The organism is Streptomyces sp. MB09-01, from assembly GCF_033794505.1.
In the GTDB taxonomy this organism is placed as follows: domain Bacteria; phylum Actinomycetota; class Actinomycetes; order Streptomycetales; family Streptomycetaceae; genus Streptomyces.
This window is the reverse complement of sequence record NZ_JARAYQ010000075.1, coordinates 1-19,752: the sequence shown is the minus strand read 5'-3', so window position 1 is coordinate 19,752 and position 19,752 is coordinate 1. Positions and strand designations below refer to the sequence as shown.

The window sequence follows — 19,752 nt, the reverse complement described above, 5'->3', positions numbered from 1 at the left end:
GATTGCTGCCGCAGGTGTCGTTGACACCTAGTCGTAATCCTGGGAATGTCATCCCATCGAAACGCCGCGTGATGGCAACTCACGAAGCGTGACGGCACAGCCATGTCCAAGCAGCTGTGAAGGCGCATACCTGCACCCGAATACGGGTGTGGCCCCGGTGGGCAAACACCGAGGCCACTGAGCAGGGCCGATCGACCTGTGAGAGGAGCACCGACCGTGCTCGATGTCGACGGTACCCCGGGGGACCGGGACCGACTGTCTCTGCTGTACGTCATCTACAACGCCAGGCTGGTCCGCCACCTGCGGGCCCGTCTGGGGACCCGGTGGGAGTCCGCCGAGGACATCGCCCAGGCGACCTGGGTGCTGGTCGCCGAGCGCGTCGCGAAGTGCGGCGTCACCGACGACGAGGCCTTCGGCTGGATCGCCGAACTGGCCCGCGCCGCGATGCTGGCCCACATGCGGGGCACCCGCCGCGAAACCACCACCGACTTCACGAGCCTGGCCGCCGGCCTCTTGCTCCCGACCGTCCCCTCCGCCGAGGAGGAGGCGCTCGCCAACACCGTGGTGCTCGCGATGCTGGATCAGGAGCCCACGCCGCTGGAGGTCGCGGCATGACGGTCACGGAGCTGCGCCCCGAGGGCGGCGGCACCTACACCGAGGGCCTGGCCGCGGCCGAGAAGGCGTCCGCCGAGGCCGAGGCCATGCGGATCAAGAACGAGTCCGACCGGCGCCGCGCGAAGCTCGCGGACGAGAAGGCCGCCGCGAAGGCCCAGGCCGACATCGAGTCCTCGCTGGCCGACGCGGCCGACGAGCGCCGGCGCCGGGACGAGGCCCGCCGGGAGGCAGCCGCCCGCAAGGCCAAGGCCGAGAAGTCCGCCGAGCAGTGGCGCAGGGCGGCGAAGACCATCGCGATCGTCTGCGTCATCGTCAGTCTCCCGCTCCAGATCATGGCGTTCTGGGACCCGACCGCCTGGTTCCTCGTCGCCGCGCCCTTCGTCCTGGAGGGAGTGGCCTGGGCCCTCCTCAAGGGAGCCGAAGCCGCGGTCGATGACGGCCGCCCGTCCTGGCACTACCGCCTCGGCGCACTCGCCCAGGCCTCCATCGCCGCCTGGATCAACTTCGACCACGGCTCCGCAGCCTTCGGCACCGCGACCGGCCTCGGCGGCGCGCTCTGCTCCCTGATCGGCCCCGCGATCTGGGATCTCCACGAGAACGGCCGGATCGCCAAGAGGGAGGGCCGCAAGACGTGGAGCCAGCGCTGGACTGAGCGCCGCGAAGCCCGCGCTGAGCAGGTCAGGACGAAGAAGCTCATCGCCGCGCGGATCGAGCAGGACGAGACCGTTTGGGAGCGTGCGGTCTACCTTGCCGCCGCCCTTGGAGAGCTGACGCCCAGTGACCGCACCTACCGGCGCGCCTGGGACGAGATCCATGGCACCGACCCGGGCCAGACCGCCGAAATCATCGCCGCCCGCCGCGCTGCCCGCAGGGCCGTACGCATCGCCTCCAACGGCCCGCTGAAAGACGAGAACACGCAGCTCGATTCCCAAATGGACCCCGACGACGAACGGCCTTCCAGGACCCCGAAGAAGTCCGGGGAGGACGGCCGGAAGAACAACGGCGGCACCCCTCCGCGCCGGGTCCCTGGCGAGGTCAAGTACAGCGCCGCCGCGCGCACCGAGATGAGCAACGAAGGCCGGCGCCGTGCCGCCTCGAAGACCGACGCCTGACCCCGCGTACCGAACCTCGAAGGAGCCTTGCCATGTCTCGCATCATCCGCACCCTCGCCGTCTCCGGTGCCGCGGCCGCCGCGATTCTCGCCACCGCCCCTGTCGCTTCCGCCGAGACCCCCGAGCAGCAGGCCACCGTCGTCCAGGCCGCCGTGGACAGGGCGGTCGGCGCCCCGGTCACTCTCCCCTCCGGGAAGACCATGTCGGTCCGCGGACTCGACTCCGCCGCCTACCGTGCCGAGTCCGCACACCACCAGGTGGTCATGACCCTCGCCGACGGCGCCGGAACCGGCGCCCCGATCCAGGGGCCCACCGCCCAGCTCGGAAACCAGCAGCAGATCCAGACCCAGGCCGGCACCAGCGGGGCCGCCATCGGCACCGGCGCGTTCGTCGCCGCAATCCTCGGCATCGTCCTGTTCTTCGGAATCAAGAACAACAAGGTGACCAAGGGCTGGGCGATCACCTGCGGCGCCCTCGGGGTCACTCTCGGCGGCACCTTCATCGGCCCGCTCGTCAACCAGCTCGGCGCCACCGGCGCCACCGCCATCGGCTCGATCTTCAGCAGCCTGTAGCGCCCGCACAGCACCGACCAGCAGCGATACGCCTCGCACCCGTGCGAGAAGCCGCCCGGGTGCGAGGCGTAGCCCCCGTAGCACCACCGCTTTGGAGGAGCACCGCATGGCTATCGAGATCCATCCCGAGGACATCCCCGACGCCGAGGTCATCGACGTCGAAGAGGTCTCCCGCCGCGAGCAGATGATGAATGCGGCGAAGGCCCGCGCCCAGCAGGCCAGCGCCGCGCTCGGCGAGCAGCGCGTCCGGGTCTTCGCCCGGATCAGTGCCTGGTACGCCACCGCCGATGTCACCGACGAGGACCTGGCCCGGGAGATCGAGCGCAAGCGCCGGTCGCAGACCAAGCACGGCGAGGTCGAGCTGGGCGCTCGGGTCAAAGGCCTCAAGCTCCAGCTCCGCCACGCCGACCCGGAGATGTCCGGTGCCCTCGCGTTCGAGCTGGCCGGAGCCGAAGCCCAGCTCCAGGCACTGAAGGAGACCGACGCCGACAATTACAAAATCAGCGGCCGGGACCTTGGCCGGGCTCGCTGGAGCAAGAAGGCCGGCCGTCTGGCGCTGAGCCTCGGCGGCGCGTACGGGTACGTCAACGGCGTCGCCGTCGAGCCGCTGCTGGCGCTGGCCTCACTGGGCGCCGCTCCGTTCGCCTGGTGGTACCTGTCCCGGCCCACCGAGACCCAGCAACCGAAGGCGGAAGTCGCCCCGTTCATCCCCGGCCAGGCCGTGCCCGTGGAGGGCGTCGGCACAGACGGAACCCCGGTCCCCGCGCCCATGTCGACCCCGTCTGGGCAGTTCGTACCCGACACCCTCTCGTCGCTGGGCCGCGTCTCCCTGGTCAAGCCCGAGTCCGCCCGGGTCCAGGGGGAGGGCGACCTGGTCACGGCACTGGTCAAGGCGGGGATCATCTCGGAGGCGCAGAGGGACCAGACGCACCTGGCCGGAGTCATCCAGCCGTCCGGGCCGGGCTGGACCGCGACCATCGAACTGCCCCGGGGCATGCCCGCCTCAAACGCGATCGGGAAGCTGGAGGAGCTCGCTTCCGCGATGCGGATCAAGCGCTCCCGGATCGAGATCCGCCCGGACAACTCCGCCGACGGCCACGACGGCCGCCTCGTGCTCTGGGTCGCCGACCAGGACAACCCCTACGGCAGCGGCAAGACCGACAGCGAACTCATTGCCGCGAAGCGCTGGGACTTCTGGAAGGACGGCATCCCGCTCGGCCCGGACGCCCGCAACAACCGTCACACTCTCGATCTGATCTGGTCCTCGATCATGATCGGCGGCCTGATGGGCTACGGGAAGAGCTACCTCGCCCGCCTCATCGCGGCTGCGGCCGCGCTCGACCCGACCGTCCGCATCATCGTCATCACCGGCAAGACTGGCCCGGACTGGGCCCCGCTCAAGAACGTCGCACACCAGTGGATCGCCGGAGCCTCCCCGGACATCATCCGCAAGGTCCTGCGGGTGATGGACACGACCATCACCGAGATGCAGGACCGGGGCACCGAGCTGGACCGCCTCTACGAGGTCAGCCCGGAGAAGGTCCCCGAGGGCAAGGTCACCCCCGAGCTCGCGGCCGACGGCATGGGCCCGGTCCTCCTGGTCGTCGACGAACTGCAGGAGCTCCTGGACGGCGCAGCCCTGGTCCAGGTCGCCATCGACGAGGAGACCACCCCCGAGGGCGGCCGGCCCAAGACGAAGAACGCCCGCGACATCCTTGTCGACAGCTTCGCCCGGTACGTACGCGTCACCCGCTTCGTGCTCGGCATGGGCGTCTTCATCACCCAGCGCCCCAGCTCGGACAGCGTCCCGACCAAGCTCCGAGACGTCTGCGCCAAGCGCGGATCCTTCCGGGTCAAGGGTCAGAACAGCGCCAAGATGGTGCTCGGCGACGACCCGGTCAACCAAGGCGCCGCTCCCCACCTCCTCGGCGAGGACTCCAAGGGCGTCGTCGTACTGGAGCTCGGCGACGAGGCCGGCCACATCACCATCAAAGCCGACGTCATCGACCTGCCCGCCTTCAAGGACATCTGCCTGCGCGGCCGGGACCTTCGCCTCGCCGCCGGAACGCTGACCGGCGACGCCTTGGAGTACGGGAAGGTCGACCAGGCCGCCGCCGCGACCGCCACCTTGCTCGCCGACTGCATCGCCGCGCTGGACGCCAACGGCGTGGACCGGGCCCGAACCGAGACCCTCCTCGGGTTCCTCGCCGCCTACAAGCCGGGCGCGTACGGCGAGCTGACCGGCCCCCAGCTCCAGGCCCGCCTGCGCGAAGCCGGGGCGGGAGGCACCCGGAAGCTCGGCGCCTGCGAGGGGCTGGCCAACCCCAATGGCTACACCCGCGACCAGCTCACCGAAGCCGGTAAATAGGGCAAACAACCCCGGTCGCAGACCCGGTAGGCCCCCGGTCGACACCCGATATCAACCAGTTTGGCCCACGGTCGTGAGCACCCTGGAGCCGGTCGGTCGACCGCCCTGACCGCCTCGGCGACCGTAGGCCAAACCGGCGCAAACCTAGACAGCGACCGGGGGGCGACCACCCCCGAACCACCTCGCGAATCCACCCAAACCCATGGGAGTCTCGCCATGGCCGCCTACACCAGCGCCTACCTCGCCGAGATCGTCGCCGACTACCAGAGCAACGTGGAGCCCACCCTCCTGCGCGAGCGGGAGGTGACCCCCGCCGCCCAGAAGACCGCGTTGGACTTCGCCGCCCGCTGGCCGCAGGACGCGATCCACGCCGCCCTGGCCGCCCTGAACGTCGCTTACGCCATCCGCAACGGCTCCTCGGCATCCGTGATCGCCGGGGCCCTCGCGAACCTCGGCCGCTGACCCCACCCCAACCGCGGGGCGCCCTGCACGCCTGGACAGCCCAGGGCGCCCCACCCCACCCACAAGGGAGAACCCCATGAGCAGGGTCTGGCGCAACACCCCACGCGACATCAAGGACTTCGAGCGCTGGCTCAGCAAGGGAAAGACGGTCTACGCGGTCAACGAGCACTCCCTCGCCATCGCCGGGCAGTTCGAGCAATTCACGTACAGCGCGCACACCTGCACCGGCCGCCACGTGATCACCGGCGCGTGGATGTTCAACACCGTCTCCGCCAAGTACCTCCTCTGCGGCAGCGCGAACGGCCGGGTCTACGAGAACCCGCCGCCCGGACTGCGCGACCTGGCCGGCCCCGACACGGACTGCCGCGACGAGGGCAGCACCGGCTACCGCGGCCTGGGCCCCGGCCAGATCTTCAGGGGCCGTCTCGACCTCGACGAGATCGAGCGCATGGAGGGCCACGCGCAGGACGCCGAGGACGAGTTCCAGAAGGAGAAGGCCAAGCGCGGCAAGTGGTTCTGACCGACCAGCAGTAGCCCACCGCGCAAAAACGGGGGTGCTCCCCACGCCTGGACAGCCCGGGAGCACCCCCACCCCAACCGCGAGCAAGCCCACGGAGGAACCCCCAGATGAGCACGCGCACGCTCCCCTCGGCAACCCCACACCTGGACGACCTGGACGTCACCGCCGACGTCCTGGTCGGCGAGATCGAGCGGTACCTCGCCGCCCGCGTCCGCACCGCCCACCCGCTGGTCACCAAGACCACCGCCGAACTCGTCGCGGAAGCCCTCGGCGAACTCGCCGCCTCCCCGGCTCCCGTCGCCGCACCCGCGCCGCAACTGCGCCCGCCGGCCGCGCTCCTGCGCCACCTGCCCGACTGGTGCCTGTCCCTCCCGGTCGTCCGGGCCTGGCACGGAGGCGGTCGGTACCTCACCGCCGCCGAATCACTGGAACTGACCGCCCTGGTCATCGAGGCATTCGGCTGGGCCCGAGGCTCCCAGCGCGACCACCAGGGCGGCCGGTGCATCTTCGGCGCCCAGTACGCCCTTCACCGCCTCGGATACGGCGACGTCCACACGATGCGCCTCGCCTCCGGCTACCTGCAGAACACCCTCGGCGCCGAAGCCGGGTCGTACCAGGTGTGGAACTCTCACCCGGACAGGACCCGCGAGCAGGTCCTCGCTCTGGTCCGTGCCGCGGCCGCCAACGCCCGCAGGGACGGCCAGTGACCGCCTACGAGCGCCGCCGCGCGACGGAGCTGAGCCGCTGCATCGCTGCCCACCCCGAGGACCCGACCAACTGTGCCGGGCCCCGCGACGCTGTGATCGTTCTCGACAGCCACGGAGGCAAGGCTGCCGGATGCGAGCACCACGCTGCTCGGCTCCTGGCCTCCCTCGACGGCGCCCGTGTTGAGCCCGGCAGCGTTCCCGGCGCAGCCACGCGCGCCTTCCAGGCCGCCGACTCGATCCGCCCGTTCTGCTGGCACACGAACGCCCCTCGGACCGAGTCCAGCCAGCTCAGCCGTGCCGAGGACCGCGTCGCCCGGAACCACCGTCACTGACGGGGCGAGCCGATGAGAACCGGGGTTTCTGGACTTTCTGGACCGCCCTACGCGCGCGCGGGCGCGAACGCTGCTCCACCAGCTCCCGCCCCGCGTCGGCCCCACTCCGATCCGCAGGTGTAACAGATTCGCCGAAAAGACGTACTAGAGGTGAAGGGGCTCACGGTGAGACCCAGGCCTAGGCCTCTGACCTGCGAAAAGGAACATTGGTGGAACTCATGAGACCGTCCCACGCGCGCGCGGTCGCGCGAGGGTGTAACGAATCCGGGTCTCACTCCGTCCATAGCGACGCGAAGGGAGAACACCTGATCCACCGCGAACACCTCGGGGACGACTAGCTACCCCTGCACCTGTGACTAGCCATGACTAGGGCGGGCCGCCTCTCGCCAAAGAAATCGGCCCGCCCTGCCCCTCCATCCCTCTTCCACGAGACCGGAGGTCTCTCCAGCATGCCTGTGTCCCTGTTCTGGTCCAAGGCGCTGCACCGCGCCCTGGCCGCCGCCGACCACGGCTTGGCCGTGTTCCCACTGGCGCCCAACAAGCTCCCCGCCCTGCGTAGCCCCCACCCTGGCGAGCTGTGCCGGGGAGAATGCGGGTTCCTGGGCCACGGCGTCCACGACGCCAGCACCGACCCCAGCCGAGTCCATCACCTCTTCAAGTCGGCTCCCCGCGCCACCGGGTACGGGGTCGCATGCGGTGCTCCTCAGAGGTGGGTGGTCGGTGTAGACCTCGACCGCAAGAACGGCGTCGACGGAGTCGCCGCGCTCGACGCTCTGACCGTCCAGCACGGCTTCACCCTGACGCCCACGATCACCGTCTTGACGCCCAGCGGCGGGCTCCACATGTACTACGCGACTCCCGCCGGCACGCTCGTGCCGAACTCGGCAAGCCGTATCGGGCCGGGCATCGACATCCGAGGTGCCGGCGGGTACCTCGTCGGGCCCGGGTCCTGGACGCCCAAGGGCGTCTACGAAGCCATCAGCGAGCCGCACACCGGTATCGCGGCCGTACCGGCTGCGCTCCTCGACCTGGCGACCGCTGAGGAGCGCAAGGCGCCCCGCCCGGTTACCGTCCCGGTGCCCCGGGACGGCGCGGACCGAGGGGATGCGCTGGTGCGATTCGTCCTCGAGGCCCCTGAAGGCGAGCTGAATAACCGGCTGTTCTGGGCTGCCTGCCGCGCCTTCGAGCAGCACCAGGGCAACGAGGGAATCGCGGACGAGCTGCTCAAGGCCGCGTGCGCCAAAGGCCACCCCGAACGGGGAGCTGCCCGCACCATCGACAGCGCCAAGACTCGTGCCGGACGGAGTGCCCGGTGAGCGCTCAAAAGGAGAAGGGGCCCTCGCAGGCCTCGCAGCTCGTCGCCCTCGCTCGGGAGCGCTACGACCTGGTGACCTCCGAGGACGGCCGCCCGTACGGGGTCAGGAAGCACGGCCCGAACCTCGCCATGCCGCTCCGCGGGAAGGCTGGGCTGCGCTCGCAGATGGCCCGGCTGTTCACCGACATCAACGAGGGAGCGGTCGCCTCCCAGTCGGCCCTCGCGGACGCGATGACCGTCCTCGAAGGCATGGCTGCCGCCACCGACCCGGTTCCCGTGATGCTGCGCGTGGCCGGCGACGCCCACCAGGTCGTGGTTGACCTCGGTACGGCAGACGGTCGCTGCGTGGTCGCCACCCCCGAAGGCTGGTCGCTGCGGGACCGCTCCCCGGTGTTGTTCCGCCGCTCCGGAGCGATGGCCGTCATGCCGGAACCCGTGCAGGTTCGGTCCGGCGAGGGCCTGGCCCTGCTGCGCGACCTGGTGAACATGGACGACGAGGCCTTTCACCAGCTGGTCGCGTGGCTGGTCGCCGCCTGGATCCCGCACATCCCCCACCCCGTCCTCACGTTCAAGGGCGAGCAGGGCACTGGCAAGTCGAAGGCCGCGCAGACGATCGTGAACCTGGTCGACCCCTCCCCGGCCGCCAAGAGGAGCCAGCCGCGGGACGTGAAGGCGTGGGCCACGCAGGCCTTCAACTCCTGGGCACTGTGCTTGGACAACATCAGCACGATCCCGCCGTGGCTGTCCGACACCCTCTGCAAGGCCGTCACCGGCGACGGCATCGTCGACCGGGCCCTCTACACGGATGACGACGTCGTGGTCCTCACCTTCCGACGCGTGCTCGCGATGACGACCATCGACGCTGGCGCGCTGGCCGGTGACCTCGCCGAACGGCTCCTCGTGCTGGACCTCCAGCTGATCGATGAGAACCGGCGCCGTACCGAGGAGGAACTCGACGACGCATTCAGCGAAGCGCGCCCGGCAATCCTCGCCGCACTCTTCGACCTGCTCTCGGCAGTGCTGCGGGAGCTGCCGAGCGTACGGCTCGAACGAATGCCCCGCATGGCCGACTTCGCCCGGGTCCTCGCCGCCGTCGATCAGATCAACGGGTGGAGCACCCTCGCGTCGTACACCACGTCCTCTGCCGAAGTCGCTGCCGATGCCCTTGAGGGAGACCCCTTCGGCAGCGCGGTCGTCTCGCTCGTCGAGGCCGACGGCTCCTGGGCGGGAACTGCGGGGATGCTGCTGGAGCACCTGCCCAACCCGGACACCGTCCACCCGAAGTGGCCGAAGGACGCCACCCGCGCCGGCGGACAGCTCAAGCGCCTCGCGCCGATCCTGCGCTCGGTCGGCATCACCTTCGACGACTCCAAGCGCACGCCGGACCGGCACCGCCAACGTCTCTACACGCTGACCGCGACCCCGGACACCAGAGATGCCCGGATTACAGCGTCCGCAGCGTCCACAGTGTCCGCAAGCCGTCCTGACCTGGGCTTTCCAGCGGACGCTAGCCACCCCGCCAGCGTCCGCACGGTGTCCGGTCAGCGTCCGCAAGCCGCGTTTGCGGACGCTGCGGATGCTGGACCGGACGCTGGCTCCACCTCAGCGTCCGCCACCGGCACGTCCTCTGACCTGTGCGAACAGACCTCACCGGACGCTGCGGACACTGCGGACGCTGGAAAACACGCAATCTCTGGTCCCCACCCCCTCTGCACGGTGTGTCAGGGGCCCCTGGACCCCGCCTCCGGGCCTGAGGCCACCACCCACCCCTGCTGCTGAGACCGCCGAAGGAGTTCGCGTGAGCATCACCCTGCCCGAGCGCTACCTCACCCCGGACGACATCGCGGCTCTCTTCGGAGTGCCCGTGGAGACCGTCTACCAGTGGCGCAAGAAGCGCACCGGCCCTCCGGGATTCCGGGTCGGCAAGCACCTTCGCTACTGCCCCGACATCGTGCACAGCTGGATCACCGCACAGATGCAAGCCGACATCAGCCAGGCCGTCTGAGACGCCACCACATCCAGGGAGGGCGGGTCTACCGGGCCCGCCCTCCGATTCCCCACAGAAAGGCCCTCACGTGGCAGGCCACATCCAGGACCGCTGGTACAAGACCGAGCCCGGCCCTGCCGGAAAGCCCCTTCGGGTCAAGACCAACCGATACGGCACCGGCCTTCGCTACCGCGCCCGGTACATCGGTCCCGACGGCACCGAGAAGAGCAAGTCGTTCCAGAACCGTGAGAAGCGCCTCGCCGAGCAGTGGCTCGCGAACATCGAGGCGGACATGTCCCGCGGTGCCTACGTCGACCCGGCCGCCGGCCGAACCACCTTTCGCCAGTACGGCGAGAAGTGGATCGCGGGGCAGACCACCGACATGACCACCCGCACCACCGTGGAGGTGCAGCTCAGGCTCCACGCGTTCCCGCACATCGGTACGCGGCCCCTGGGCTCGTTCAAGCCCGAGCACATTCGAGAATGGCTCGGCGTGCTGGAGAACCTGCTCCCCAAGTCGTCCTACCGGCGCGTCATCTTCAACACCGTGTCGGCCGTACTGACCGCGGCTGTGGAAGACGGACACCTGCCCAAGAACCCGTGCCGGGCGACTTCGGTCCGCGCTCCCCTGGCCGCGACGCCCCGTGTACGTCCGTGGACAGCTGAACGCGTCTTCGCCGTGCGGGCCGCGCTCCCCGCGCGGTACCGCGCGATGGCCGACGTCGGGGGCGGGTGCGGGCTGCGGCAGGGCGAGATCTTCGGACTCGCCGTCGGTGCGGTGAACTACGCGACAGGGTGGGTCCACGTGGACTGTCAGGTGAAGGTGGTCAACGGGCACCTCGTGTTCTCACCGCCCAAGCGCGGCAAGGAGCGGGATGTTCCACTCCCTGACGGCGTGGCCCAGGTGCTCAAGCAGCACAGCGCCGACTTCCCGGCCGTGGACGTCACGCTCCCCTGGCTCCGGCCGGACGGGCCCCTCGTCACGAAGCGGCTGCTGTTCTCGCTCGCGGGCGGCGGAGCCGTGCGGCGGACCGACTTCAACACCCGCGTGTGGAAGCCCGCCCTCGTCATGGCCGGGGTGCTCGAGGAGCCGAAGCCCGGTGAACGCCACCAGGCCGCGCGCGAGCACGGGATGCACGCCCTGAGGCACTTCTACGCCTCGGTGCTGCTGGACGCCGGGGAGAACGTGAAGGCGCTCAGCACGTACCTGGGGCACGGCGACCCCGGCTTCACGCTCCGGACCTACACGCACCTCATGCCGAGCAGCGAGGGGCGGACCCGAAAGGCCGTGGACGGGGTCTACAAAGCCTCGGGTTCCGCGTCGGACGGCCCACAGACGGCCCAGGGCCGGTGAGACGACTTCGGGCCGGTGGTCATCGACCACCGGCCCGGAGTCTCGTGCATGGCCCGCAAGGGCGCTGACCTGCTCTTACAGGACGGGGAGGTTCTTGCGGAGTTCGAAGGCCGTGACCTCCGAGCGGTATTCCTCCCACTCCTGCTTCTTGTTGCGGAGGAAGAAGTCGAAGACGTGTTCGCCGAGGGTTTCGGCGACCAGTTCGCTGCGTTCCATCAGGGAGATGGCCTCGCCGAGGTTCTGCGGGAGGGGTTCGATGCCCATGGCGCGGCGTTCGGCGTCGGACAGGGCCCAGACGTCGTCGTCGGCGCCCGCCGGGAGTTCGTAGCCCTCCTCGATGCCCTTGAGACCGGCCGCGAGGAGGACGGCGTAGGTGAGGTACGGGTTGGCGCCCGAGTCGATCGAGCGGACCTCGACGCGCGAGGAGCCCGTCTTGCCCGGCTTGTACATCGGGACGCGGATCAGGGCGGAGCGGTTGTTGTGGCCCCAGCAGATGTACGAGGGGGCCTCGCCGCCCGCGCCTGCGCTGCGGGAAGAGCCGCCCCAGATGCGCTTGTAGGAGTTGACCCACTGGTTGGTGACCGCTGCCGTCTCGGCGGCGTGGCGCAGGAGGCCCGCGATGAAGGAGCGGCCGACCTTGGAGAGCTGGTACTCGGCGCCCGACTCGTAGAAGGCGTTGCGGTCGCCCTCGAAGAGGGAGAGGTGGGTGTGCATGCCCGAGCCCGGGTACTCCGAGAAGGGCTTCGGCATGAAGGTGGCCTGGACGCCCTGTTCGAGGGCGACCTGCTTCATGACGAGGCGGAAGGTCATGATGTTGTCGGCCGTGGAGAGGGCGTCGGCGTAGCGGAGGTCGATCTCCTGCTGGCCGGGGGCGCCCTCGTGGTGGCTGAACTCGACCGAGATGCCCATCGATTCGAGCATGGTGATCGCCTGGCGGCGGAAGTCCATGCCCACGTTCTGCGGGGTGTGGTCGAAGTAGCCGGAGTTGTCGGCCGGGACGGGGCGGGTGCCGTCCAGCGGCTTGTCCTTCAGCAGGAAGAACTCGATCTCCGGGTGGGTGTAGAAGGTGAAGCCCAGGTCGGAGGTCTTGGCCAGGATGCGCTTGAGGACGTAGCGCGGGTCCGCGAAGGACGGGGAGCCGTCCGGCATGAGGATGTCGCAGAACATCCGGGCGGTCCCGGGGGCCTCGGCGCGCCACGGCAGTATCTGGAAGGTGCTCGGGTCCGGCTTGGCGATCATGTCGGACTCGTAGACCCGTGCGAAGCCCTCGATCGCGGAGCCGTCGAAGCCGATCCCCTCGTCGAAGGCCTGCTCCAGCTCCGCGGGGGCGACCGCGACGGACTTCAGGAAGCCCAGTACGTCGGTGAACCACAGGCGCACGAAGCGGATGTCGCGCTCCTCAAGCGTCCGGAGGACGAATTCCTGCTGCTTGTCCATGCCTTCATCCTCGCAGTTCAGACGGCCTGTGCACCACCGCCTCGTGGGTGGGGGCACAGTCGGGCCGGCCCAGTATCGCCAGTGGTGGTTTCCGCCACATTACGCACCCGGGAAAGCTCGCGGCACCCCCGCACTGACCTCGAAGCGGTCATGAGCATTACCATCTGCGCCCATGGGGGGCCTGCAGTGCGTGCGGCCGGGGCGTCGGGGACGTTCCGGGCTTCGGCGCGCCCTCCTGCTGGCGGTGTTCGGGGCGCTGGCCGGGGTGCTGACCGGCGCGCTGTTCCTGTGTGCGTCCCGGTCGGGCGAGTCCCCCGTGTCCCACGGGAGCGCCCGGGCGGGCGCGCAAGCCGAGCCGCGGGCGCACGGCACGACGCACGCCACGACGCACGCCGTCTGCGTGTCGCCGTACGACCTGCCCGGCTGCTCGTCCCTCGCGCACGTGACCCCGGGCGTGCTGCCCGTACCTCCGCCCGCCGTGACCGTGCCGGACGGCGAGCCGCCGCCGGCCGCCGAGGCCTCCGGGGCGGGCCGGATCCGGCCGCCCGGGCCGCTCGCGCGCGCCCCCGACCTGCATGCCCTCCAAGTGCTGCGGACCTGACCGGTCCGGTTTTGCGTTCCACCCACCCCCCTCAGCAGAAGGAACCAGGGCACATGGCCAGCAAGTCCGGCAGGACCCACCAGAACACCGACCCGCACTCCCGCCAGGCGCGCATAGCCGAGATGCGCCGCGCCGAAAAGATCCGGGAGCGGCGCAACAAGGCAATCGCGATCACGATCTCGACGGTCGTCGTCGCCGGTCTGGTCGGATTCGGCGCCTGGGTGCTGATCGACCAGAAGCAGACCGAGCAGCGCAAGAAGGAGGCCGCGGAGCAGATCCGCAAGGAGGCCGAGGAGGTCCGCAAGAAGCCGGTGGAGGGCGAGCAGCTCTGGGACGCGAAGACGCTGGGCCGCAACCACGTCGAGACCCCGGTGAAGTACGAGATGAATCCCCCGGTCGGCGGTGACCACCACCCCCGCTGGATGAACTGCAACGGCGACGTCTACAAGAACCCGCTGCCCGAGGTGAACGCCGTGCACTCGCTGGAGCACGGGGCCGTCTGGGTCACGTACAACGAGAAGGCGGCCAAGGCCGACGTGGACAAGCTCGCCGCGACCGTCGGCAAGACCCCGTACACGCTGATGAGCCCGGTCAAGGAGCAGACCGGGGCGATCATGCTCAGCGCGTGGGGCAAGCAGCTGACCGTGGAGAAGGCGGACGACCCGCGGGTGAAGCAGTTCTTCACCAAGTACGTGCAGGGCGAGCAGACCCCCGAACCGGGCGCGGCCTGCACGAGCGGGCTGGCCGCCAAGTGACCGCCCGTACTCCCCGTACCTACTGGGTCGCGGGCACGGCCGTCCTGCTGGCGCTGCTGTTCGCGGCGGCGGCCACGGTCGCCGCCGCGAACGGCGATCCCGGTGCGGCCCGACCCCTGCCCGGCCCCGCCATCCCGGGGCTCCATTCCCCGGACGCCGGCTTCGCCCGGGACATGGCGGTGCATCACCAGCAGGCGGTGGAGATGTCCTTCATCGTGCGGGACCGCACCGAGGACGAGGCGGTGCGCACCCTCGCCTTCGACATCGCCAACACTCAGGCCAACCAGCGGGGCATGCTGCTCGGCTGGCTGGACCTGTGGGGGCTGCCGAAGGTGGTGGCCGAGGAGCCCCCGATGTCGTGGATGGGGACCTTCGCAGGCCACGGAGAGCATGCGGGCCACGGCGCAGCCAAGCCCGGCGCGCTGATGCCCGGCATGGCCACCAAGGAGGAGCTGGAGCAGCTGGGGGCCGCCTCCGGGCGGGACGCCGAGGTGCTCTTCCTCCAGCTGATGACCGACCACCACAAGGGCGGCGTCGCGATGGCCGAGGGCTGTGCGCAGCAGTGCGCGACCCCGGTCGAGCAGGCGCTGGCCCAGGGCATGGTCGACGCGCAGCGCTCGGAGATCACCCTGATGGCGGACATGCTGGGGAAGCGCGGGGCTGCGCCGCGCGGGTGACGGGAGACGCGCCGCGCGGGTGACGGGAGACGCGCCGCGCGGGTGACTGGAGACGCGCCGCGCGGGTGACTGGAGACGCGCCGCGCGGGTGACGGGACACGCCCGTACGGTGGTGGGAGGGCGCCCTCTCACCCCTACGGGCGTGTGCTCCCGCGCGTGGAGTCACGACGAGCCCTGGGCGGAGGGCGCCGAGGCGGGCGCAGCCGCGCCCCGCCGCTCGTACGGCGCTCAGGAGGTTGATGCGATGACCACCGCCGGAGAGATCATGCACAAGGGGGCCCAGTGGATCCCCGCCACCGAGACCCTGGACCGGGCCGCCCAGCTGATGAGCGAGCTCAACGTGGGTGCGCTGCCCATCAGCGACTCCGAGGAACGGCTCTGCGGGATCCTGACCGACCGCGACATCGTGGTCGGCTGCGTGGCCAAGGGCCGCGACCCGTCGAAGACCACGGCCGGTGACATGGCCCGGGGCACGCCGCGCTGGATCGACGCGGGCGCGGACGTCTCCGAGGTGCTGGAGGAGATGCAGAGCCACCAGATCCGCCGGCTGCCGGTGATCAAGAACAAGAAGCTGGTCGGCATGATCAGCGAGGCCGACCTGGCCAAGCACCTCTCCGAAGAGCAGATCGCGGGCTGGGCCGAGAAGGTCTACGCGAGGAGCTGACCGCCGGCGTTGCGGACCGCCCGGGCCACCTGGTCCGGGCGGTCGAGCATGACCAGGTGACCGGCGGGCTCGGCGACCTCGAAGCGGGCGCCCAGCACGTCGGCGAGGTCCGCCTGGCGGGCCAGCCAGCGCAGGGCGGAGCGGCCGGCAGAGCCGTCGTGACCGGCGAGGACGGTGGCGGGGGCGGCCAGCGGGTACGTCCCGCGCAGGGCGAGCAGCTCGGCGGCCATGTCGGGGTAGCGGGAGTTCTCCAGCAGGGCGCCGCGCCAGACGCGGCCGGTGCGGTAGCAGCGGCGTACGAGGTCACGTGCGGCCGGGTCGGGGCCGCCGGTGCGGGAGGCCCGTACGGTGGCGCGCCGGGCCAGTGGCCCCAGCGCGGCCGGCAGCCCGGCCGCGGTCACCGCCCGGCCGAGCGCACGGGCGGCGCCGGTGCGCAGCGCGGCGGGCAGCACCGTACGGGGGGCCTCCTCGACGCTGCCGTCGAGGAGGACCAGGGCTGCGGTGCGCTGCGGGTACAGGCGGGCGAAGGCCTCGGCGTGGAACGCGGCGATCGAGTGCCCGACGACGGTGACCGGGCCGGTGAAGCCCAGCGCGTCCAGCAGACCCGCGAGCCGGTGGGCCTCCCCGGCGGTGGTCGGCGGCTCGGCGGCCGGACCGCTGAGGCCGTGGCCGGGCCGGTCGAAGCGGACGACGGTGCGGCCCGAGGCGGCGAGCAGCCCGGCGACCGGGTCCCAGTCGAACCAGGCCATGGCGAGCCCGGCGCTGAGCACGCACACGGGACCCCGGCCCTCGACGACGACGTGCAGCGGCACCCCGTCCACGCGGACGAACCGGCCGGCGCGGCTCGCGTACGAAGCCGCGTACGAGCCCGCGTACGGATCCGCGTACGGCGGCACGCGCGTCACGTCCGGCCCTCTTTGTGGACCGAGTGGGCGAGCAGGCCGAGCCAGAGCGCGACGAGCAGCACCTGGAGCCGCTGCCCGGCGCCGAGCGCCCAGGTCCCGCGACCCGCGGTGAACATCGCGATGGCGGTCAGCGTCCACGCGGTGGCGAGCAGTTCGAGGGCGACGAGCGCGGGGCCGTAGCGGGCGAGCGGGGCGAACCAGCCGTAGCGGCGGGCGGCGACGGTCAGGGCCACCAGGCCGACGAGGGCACCGGTCATGGCGAGGCTGCTGCTGACGGCATGGGCCCGGTGGGTGGCGGGGACCAGGCCGGCGGTCTCCAGGGCGGCGCATTCGGGGTCCACGGTGGGCGTGCAGCTCAGCGGCAGCCAGGCGTCGGCGGCGGTGGCCGCGCCGAAGAGGGTGACCCCGGCCCAGCCGACGACCGCCCAGAGGCGGCGCGACTCGGCGTACTTCAGCAGCCGGGACAGGGCCAGCAGTCCGCCGGAGAAGGCGAGCAGCCCGGCGGTGAAGTCGGTGGCCCGGAAGAGGCCGCCGAGCGGCTGGTCCCGGGCGGCGAGCTCGCTGACGTACGTCTCGATGGGGTTGAGGCCCGTGGAGAGGACGACTTCGAGTACCCACGCGGTGTAGGCGGCGCCGGCGAGACCGATCAGGACGGCGACCGGCCAGGCGGTCCGCGGAGAGAGTCCATGTGGGGACATAGTGTGACTAATCCTAAGCAGACCCGAGGGTCGGTCCTATGATCGGATACCCACCCCGGGTAGGGTTCCGGCCATGACGCGCAGTGCAGAGCGAGCCGCCCCGGGGTCCCGGTTGCTGCTGCTCGCCGCGCTGTTGCTGGGCATCGTCGCCATGCACACCCTCGGTCATCCGTCCGCCTCCCATGCCATGGAGGACGTGTCCGCGGCCCACTCCGTTGCCTCGGCCGGGCCGCCCGGTCCTGCGGCGGACGGTGGCGCGCACCACAACCCGGTGTCCGCGCCGACGGCGCCGAACCGGGAGCAGGTCCACCGGACGGCCGTGGAACCGGCGCACGAACCGGCCCGGGCACCGGCCCTGGAAGCGGGCCTGGAAACGGGCCTCGAGCCGGCGCAGGCCGCCGGGACCCGGTGGCCCGGTACCGGCATGGACCCCATGACCGTCTGCTCCGCCGTGCTCGCGGGGCTCGTCCTGCTGTACCTCGGCGCCGGACCGGCCGGCTCCCGCGACACCGCGCCGCTCGGGGGCGCGGCCCGCATACCGGGCCGGTCCGGTGGCCCGGATCCGCCCTCGCCCCGCGAGCTCCTGACCCGGCTGGCGGTCCTGCGGGTATAGGCCCGGCCCCGCCGTCGCCTCCGCAGGCCCGTACGTCCGTACACCCGCGCATCCGTACACCTGCACGTCCGTGTGCCCGTACGTCCGTGTGCCCGTACGTCCGTGTGCCCGCATGCCCTCGTGCCCGTACGCAGAGGCAGCACCCGCATGCCCGCGGTGCCCCGCTCCCCGTACGCCCGCACGCCGCACGCCCGCGAGGCGGCGCCGAACCGCGCCCATGACCCGTAACACCAGACCCACGAGGTGCTCCCATGCGCTCTCTTCCCACCCGACGCGCCGTACTCGGCGCATCCGCGGCCATCGCCGGCTCCGGACTGCTCGCCGCCTGCTCCGGCTCGTCCGGTTCCTCCGGCACGGACCACGGCTCCATGAACCACGGCGGCTCCGCCGCCGACGGCCCCGCGGGGTACGTGGACCCGGCCGGGCCCGAGGTCCGCGCCGCCGAGGCGGCCCGCAAGGCCACCGGCCCGCTCACCGAGGTCAAGGTCACCGCCACCGCCACCCCGCTCGACCTCGGCGCCGGGCGGACCGTCCGCTCCTGGGCGTACGGGGACAAGCTGCCGGGCCAGGAGATCCGGGCCACCGCCGGCGGCACCCTCTCCCTCACCCTGGCCAACAACCTGCCCGAGGCCACCTCCCTGCACTGGCACGGGCTCGCGCTGCGCAACGACATGGACGGGGTCCCCGGCCTGACCCAGCGGGACATCGCCCCGGGCGGATCCTTCACGTACAAGTTCGCCGTCGCGCAGCCCGGTACGTACTGGTTCCACCCGCACACCGGGGTCCAGCAGGACCGCGGCCTCTACGCCCCGCTGATCATCGAGGACCCGAAGGAACCCCTCTCCTACGACAAGGAGTGGGTCGTGGTCCTGGACGACTGGATCGACGGAGTGGACGGCGCCACCCCGGAAGCCGTCCTCGCCGAACTCCGCAGGGGCATGAGCGGCGACGGGAACGGCAACGGGGGCGGAGGCGGCGGAGGACACGCCGGGCACGGCGCCCCGCCCGCCCCGGGTGCGACCCGCCCCGGCGGCAGCTCGCACGTCCTGATGGGAGCCGACAGCGACATCCTCGGCAAGGACGCGGGCGACGTCGCCTACCCCCACTACCTGGTCAACGGCCGAGTGGCGCAGGACCCGTCGGTCTTCACGGCCCGCCCCGGGGACCGGATCCGGCTGCGCATCATCAACGCCGGCGGGGACACCGCCTTCCGGATCGCCCTCGGCGGCCACGAGCTGACGGTCACCCACACCGACGGCTACCCGGTGGAGCACGTGAAGACGCGCTCACTGCTCCTGGGCATGGGCGAGCGGTACGACGTCCTGGTCACCGCCCAGGACGGGGTGTTCCCGCTCACCGCGCTGGCCGAGGGCAAGGGGCAGTCGGCACTGGCGGTGCTGCGCACCGGGGCGGGCACGGCGCCCACGGCCGCGACCCGGCCGGCCGAACTGGACGCGCGTCCGCCGGCGGCGGACGCGTTCAAGGCCGCCGCTGCGGCCGTACTGGCCCCGCGCGAGCCGGACCGTACGGTGCAGATCCGCCTGACCGGCTCCATGGCCCGTTACAACTGGGCCTTCGACGGCAAGCCGTACACACCGGACCAGCGGCACCCGGTGAAGGCGGGCGAGCGGGTCCGGCTGGAGTTCCGCAACGCGACGCCGATGTGGCACCCGCTGCACCTGCACGGCCACACCTTCGCGCTCGGCGCAGGGGCCGGCGGGGCGCGCAAGGACACCGCGATCATCCTGCCGGGCGGGAGGCTGACGGCGGACTTCGACGCGGACAACCCCGGGCTGTGGATGGTGCATTGCCACAACGTCTACCACTCGGAGTCCGGAATGATGACGGTGCTGGGCTACCGGCTGTAGGCAGCGGCCCTACGGTCCCGGGCCGGCTCCTTCGGCGGGCCGGCCCGGGACCCGGTCGGGACCCGCCCGGCCCCGGTCCGGGGCCGGGCGGGAATTCGGAGGGGCGCGGGTCGCGGGCATGGCACCCTTGCGGTGATCACAGCAGCTGCGACAAAGGACGCCCCCGCCGGTATGAGCACCCCGCCGAACC

General features: G+C 71.3%; 21 protein-coding genes. 18 read left to right on the top strand and 3 right to left on the bottom strand.

Going from position 1 to position 19,752, the window contains the following annotated elements; genetic code table 11:
• Positions 1 to 216 precede the first annotated feature (216 nt).
• From PV721_RS17810 to PV721_RS17755, 12 genes are all read left to right on the top strand, one after another.
• The gene (locus PV721_RS17810) at positions 217 to 615 is read left to right on the top strand and encodes a sigma factor (RefSeq protein ID WP_319725307.1); all 399 of its coding nucleotides are present in this window, start codon (positions 217 to 219) and stop codon (positions 613 to 615) included.
• Positions 612 to 1,727 carry a hypothetical protein gene (locus PV721_RS17805; protein WP_319725304.1) on the top strand — a complete coding sequence of 372 codons (1,116 nt, stop codon included), beginning with the start codon at positions 612 to 614 and terminating at the stop codon, positions 1,725 to 1,727. Before PV721_RS17810 ends, PV721_RS17805 begins: the two co-directional genes overlap by 4 nt.
• A gap of 32 nt (positions 1,728 to 1,759) precedes the next feature.
• On the top strand, positions 1,760 to 2,299 hold the full coding sequence (locus tag PV721_RS17800) for a hypothetical protein (RefSeq protein WP_319725301.1): 540 nt from the start codon (positions 1,760 to 1,762) through the stop codon (positions 2,297 to 2,299).
• A gap of 106 nt (positions 2,300 to 2,405) precedes the next feature.
• The gene (locus tag PV721_RS17795) at positions 2,406 to 4,667 is read left to right on the top strand and encodes a hypothetical protein (protein ID WP_319725299.1); all 2,262 of its coding nucleotides are present in this window, start codon (positions 2,406 to 2,408) and stop codon (positions 4,665 to 4,667) included.
• 216 nt (positions 4,668 to 4,883) lie between these two features.
• The gene (locus PV721_RS17790) at positions 4,884 to 5,129 is read left to right on the top strand and encodes a hypothetical protein (RefSeq protein ID WP_319725297.1); all 246 of its coding nucleotides are present in this window, start codon (positions 4,884 to 4,886) and stop codon (positions 5,127 to 5,129) included.
• Positions 5,130 to 5,205: 76 nt separating this feature from the next.
• Positions 5,206 to 5,649 carry a hypothetical protein gene (locus PV721_RS17785; protein WP_319725294.1) on the top strand — a complete coding sequence of 148 codons (444 nt, stop codon included), beginning with the start codon at positions 5,206 to 5,208 and terminating at the stop codon, positions 5,647 to 5,649.
• A 107-nt stretch (positions 5,650 to 5,756) separates the two neighbouring features.
• A complete protein-coding gene (locus PV721_RS17780) occupies positions 5,757 to 6,356 on the top strand; it encodes a hypothetical protein (protein WP_319725293.1) in 600 nt (199 codons plus the stop codon).
• Positions 6,353 to 6,688: a hypothetical protein gene (locus tag PV721_RS17775; RefSeq protein WP_319725289.1), complete on the top strand. Its 336-nt coding sequence runs from the start codon at positions 6,353 to 6,355 to the stop codon at positions 6,686 to 6,688. The genes PV721_RS17780 and PV721_RS17775 overlap by 4 nt, the downstream gene beginning before the upstream one ends.
• Before the next feature lie 449 nt (positions 6,689 to 7,137).
• The gene (locus tag PV721_RS17770) at positions 7,138 to 8,004 is read left to right on the top strand and encodes a bifunctional DNA primase/polymerase (RefSeq protein WP_319725287.1); all 867 of its coding nucleotides are present in this window, start codon (positions 7,138 to 7,140) and stop codon (positions 8,002 to 8,004) included.
• Positions 8,001 to 9,782 carry an ATP-binding protein gene (locus PV721_RS17765; protein ID WP_319725285.1) on the top strand — a complete coding sequence of 594 codons (1,782 nt, stop codon included), beginning with the start codon at positions 8,001 to 8,003 and terminating at the stop codon, positions 9,780 to 9,782. The genes PV721_RS17770 and PV721_RS17765 overlap by 4 nt, the downstream gene beginning before the upstream one ends.
• Positions 9,754 to 10,008, top strand: a complete 255-nt coding sequence (locus PV721_RS17760) for a helix-turn-helix domain-containing protein (RefSeq protein ID WP_416371124.1) — start codon at positions 9,754 to 9,756, stop codon at positions 10,006 to 10,008. Before PV721_RS17765 ends, PV721_RS17760 begins: the two co-directional genes overlap by 29 nt.
• 70 nt (positions 10,009 to 10,078) lie before the next feature.
• Positions 10,079 to 11,344, top strand: coding sequence for a tyrosine-type recombinase/integrase (locus tag PV721_RS17755; RefSeq protein ID WP_319725278.1), 1,266 nt, complete (start codon positions 10,079 to 10,081; stop codon positions 11,342 to 11,344).
• A 75-nt stretch (positions 11,345 to 11,419) separates the two neighbouring features.
• On the opposite strand, the gene PV721_RS17750 is transcribed toward PV721_RS17755, so the two are convergent.
• Positions 11,420 to 12,781 carry a glutamine synthetase family protein gene (locus PV721_RS17750; protein ID WP_030772013.1) on the bottom strand — a complete coding sequence of 454 codons (1,362 nt, stop codon included), beginning with the start codon at positions 12,779 to 12,781 and terminating at the stop codon, positions 11,420 to 11,422.
• A 172-nt stretch (positions 12,782 to 12,953) separates the two neighbouring features.
• On the opposite strand from PV721_RS17750, the gene PV721_RS17745 reads away from it, so the two are divergent.
• The 4 genes from PV721_RS17745 (at position 12,954) to PV721_RS17730 (ending at position 15,478) form a co-directional block, all read left to right on the top strand.
• Positions 12,954 to 13,382, top strand: coding sequence for a hypothetical protein (locus PV721_RS17745; protein ID WP_319725272.1), 429 nt, complete (start codon positions 12,954 to 12,956; stop codon positions 13,380 to 13,382).
• Positions 13,383 to 13,435: 53 nt separating this feature from the next.
• Positions 13,436 to 14,137 (top strand): DUF3105 domain-containing protein, encoded by a 702-nt coding sequence (locus PV721_RS17740; protein ID WP_319725271.1) that lies wholly within the window; start codon positions 13,436 to 13,438, stop codon positions 14,135 to 14,137.
• Positions 14,134 to 14,814 (top strand): DUF305 domain-containing protein, encoded by a 681-nt coding sequence (locus tag PV721_RS17735; RefSeq protein WP_319725268.1) that lies wholly within the window; start codon positions 14,134 to 14,136, stop codon positions 14,812 to 14,814. Before PV721_RS17740 ends, PV721_RS17735 begins: the two co-directional genes overlap by 4 nt.
• A 244-nt stretch (positions 14,815 to 15,058) precedes the next feature.
• Positions 15,059 to 15,478 carry a CBS domain-containing protein gene (locus PV721_RS17730; protein ID WP_319725265.1) on the top strand — a complete coding sequence of 140 codons (420 nt, stop codon included), beginning with the start codon at positions 15,059 to 15,061 and terminating at the stop codon, positions 15,476 to 15,478.
• Here PV721_RS17730 and PV721_RS17725 read toward each other — a convergent pair.
• Both PV721_RS17725 and PV721_RS17720 read right to left on the bottom strand, forming a co-directional pair.
• Positions 15,463 to 16,299, bottom strand: coding sequence for an alpha/beta hydrolase (locus tag PV721_RS17725; RefSeq protein ID WP_319725331.1), 837 nt, complete (start codon positions 16,297 to 16,299; stop codon positions 15,463 to 15,465). The two genes, PV721_RS17730 and PV721_RS17725, sit on opposite strands and share 16 nt — an antisense overlap.
• 80 nt (positions 16,300 to 16,379) lie before the next feature.
• Positions 16,380 to 17,081 carry a DUF998 domain-containing protein gene (locus PV721_RS17720; protein WP_319725262.1) on the bottom strand — a complete coding sequence of 234 codons (702 nt, stop codon included), beginning with the start codon at positions 17,079 to 17,081 and terminating at the stop codon, positions 16,380 to 16,382.
• Positions 17,082 to 17,154: 73 nt separating this feature from the next.
• Between PV721_RS17720 and PV721_RS17715 the strand changes: the two genes are divergently transcribed.
• Together PV721_RS17715 and PV721_RS17710 are read left to right on the top strand one after the other, a co-directional pair.
• Entirely contained in the window at positions 17,155 to 17,694 is a 540-nt protein-coding gene (locus PV721_RS17715; RefSeq protein ID WP_319725258.1) for a hypothetical protein, read from the top strand.
• Between the two features lie 251 nt (positions 17,695 to 17,945).
• Complete coding sequence (locus tag PV721_RS17710; protein ID WP_319725256.1) at positions 17,946 to 19,562, top strand: multicopper oxidase family protein; 1,617 nt, start codon at positions 17,946 to 17,948, stop codon at positions 19,560 to 19,562.
• Positions 19,563 to 19,752: the final 190 nt, after the last annotated feature.

What these genes read in the sequence shown, in the direction of transcription:
- PV721_RS17805 (WP_319725304.1), top strand. Translation starts at nt 612, where the DNA reads ATGACGGTCACGGAGCTGCGCCCCGAGGGCGGCGGCACCTACACCGAG.
- PV721_RS17800 (WP_319725301.1), top strand. Translation starts at nt 1,760, where the DNA reads ATGTCTCGCATCATCCGCACCCTCGCCGTCTCCGGTGCCGCGGCCGCC.
- PV721_RS17795 (WP_319725299.1), top strand. Translation starts at nt 2,406, where the DNA reads ATGGCTATCGAGATCCATCCCGAGGACATCCCCGACGCCGAGGTCATC.
- PV721_RS17790 (WP_319725297.1), top strand. Translation starts at nt 4,884, where the DNA reads ATGGCCGCCTACACCAGCGCCTACCTCGCCGAGATCGTCGCCGACTAC.
- PV721_RS17785 (WP_319725294.1), top strand. Translation starts at nt 5,206, where the DNA reads ATGAGCAGGGTCTGGCGCAACACCCCACGCGACATCAAGGACTTCGAG.
- PV721_RS17780 (WP_319725293.1), top strand. Translation starts at nt 5,757, where the DNA reads ATGAGCACGCGCACGCTCCCCTCGGCAACCCCACACCTGGACGACCTG.
- PV721_RS17770 (WP_319725287.1), top strand. Translation starts at nt 7,138, where the DNA reads ATGCCTGTGTCCCTGTTCTGGTCCAAGGCGCTGCACCGCGCCCTGGCC.
- PV721_RS17750 (WP_030772013.1), bottom strand. Translation starts at nt 12,781, where the DNA reads ATGGACAAGCAGCAGGAATTCGTCCTCCGGACGCTTGAGGAGCGCGAC.
- PV721_RS17745 (WP_319725272.1), top strand. Translation starts at nt 12,954, where the DNA reads ATGGGGGGCCTGCAGTGCGTGCGGCCGGGGCGTCGGGGACGTTCCGGG.
- PV721_RS17740 (WP_319725271.1), top strand. Translation starts at nt 13,436, where the DNA reads ATGGCCAGCAAGTCCGGCAGGACCCACCAGAACACCGACCCGCACTCC.
- PV721_RS17730 (WP_319725265.1), top strand. Translation starts at nt 15,059, where the DNA reads ATGACCACCGCCGGAGAGATCATGCACAAGGGGGCCCAGTGGATCCCC.
- PV721_RS17720 (WP_319725262.1), bottom strand. Translation starts at nt 17,081, where the DNA reads ATGTCCCCACATGGACTCTCTCCGCGGACCGCCTGGCCGGTCGCCGTC.
- PV721_RS17715 (WP_319725258.1), top strand. Translation starts at nt 17,155, where the DNA reads ATGACGCGCAGTGCAGAGCGAGCCGCCCCGGGGTCCCGGTTGCTGCTG.
- PV721_RS17710 (WP_319725256.1), top strand. Translation starts at nt 17,946, where the DNA reads ATGCGCTCTCTTCCCACCCGACGCGCCGTACTCGGCGCATCCGCGGCC.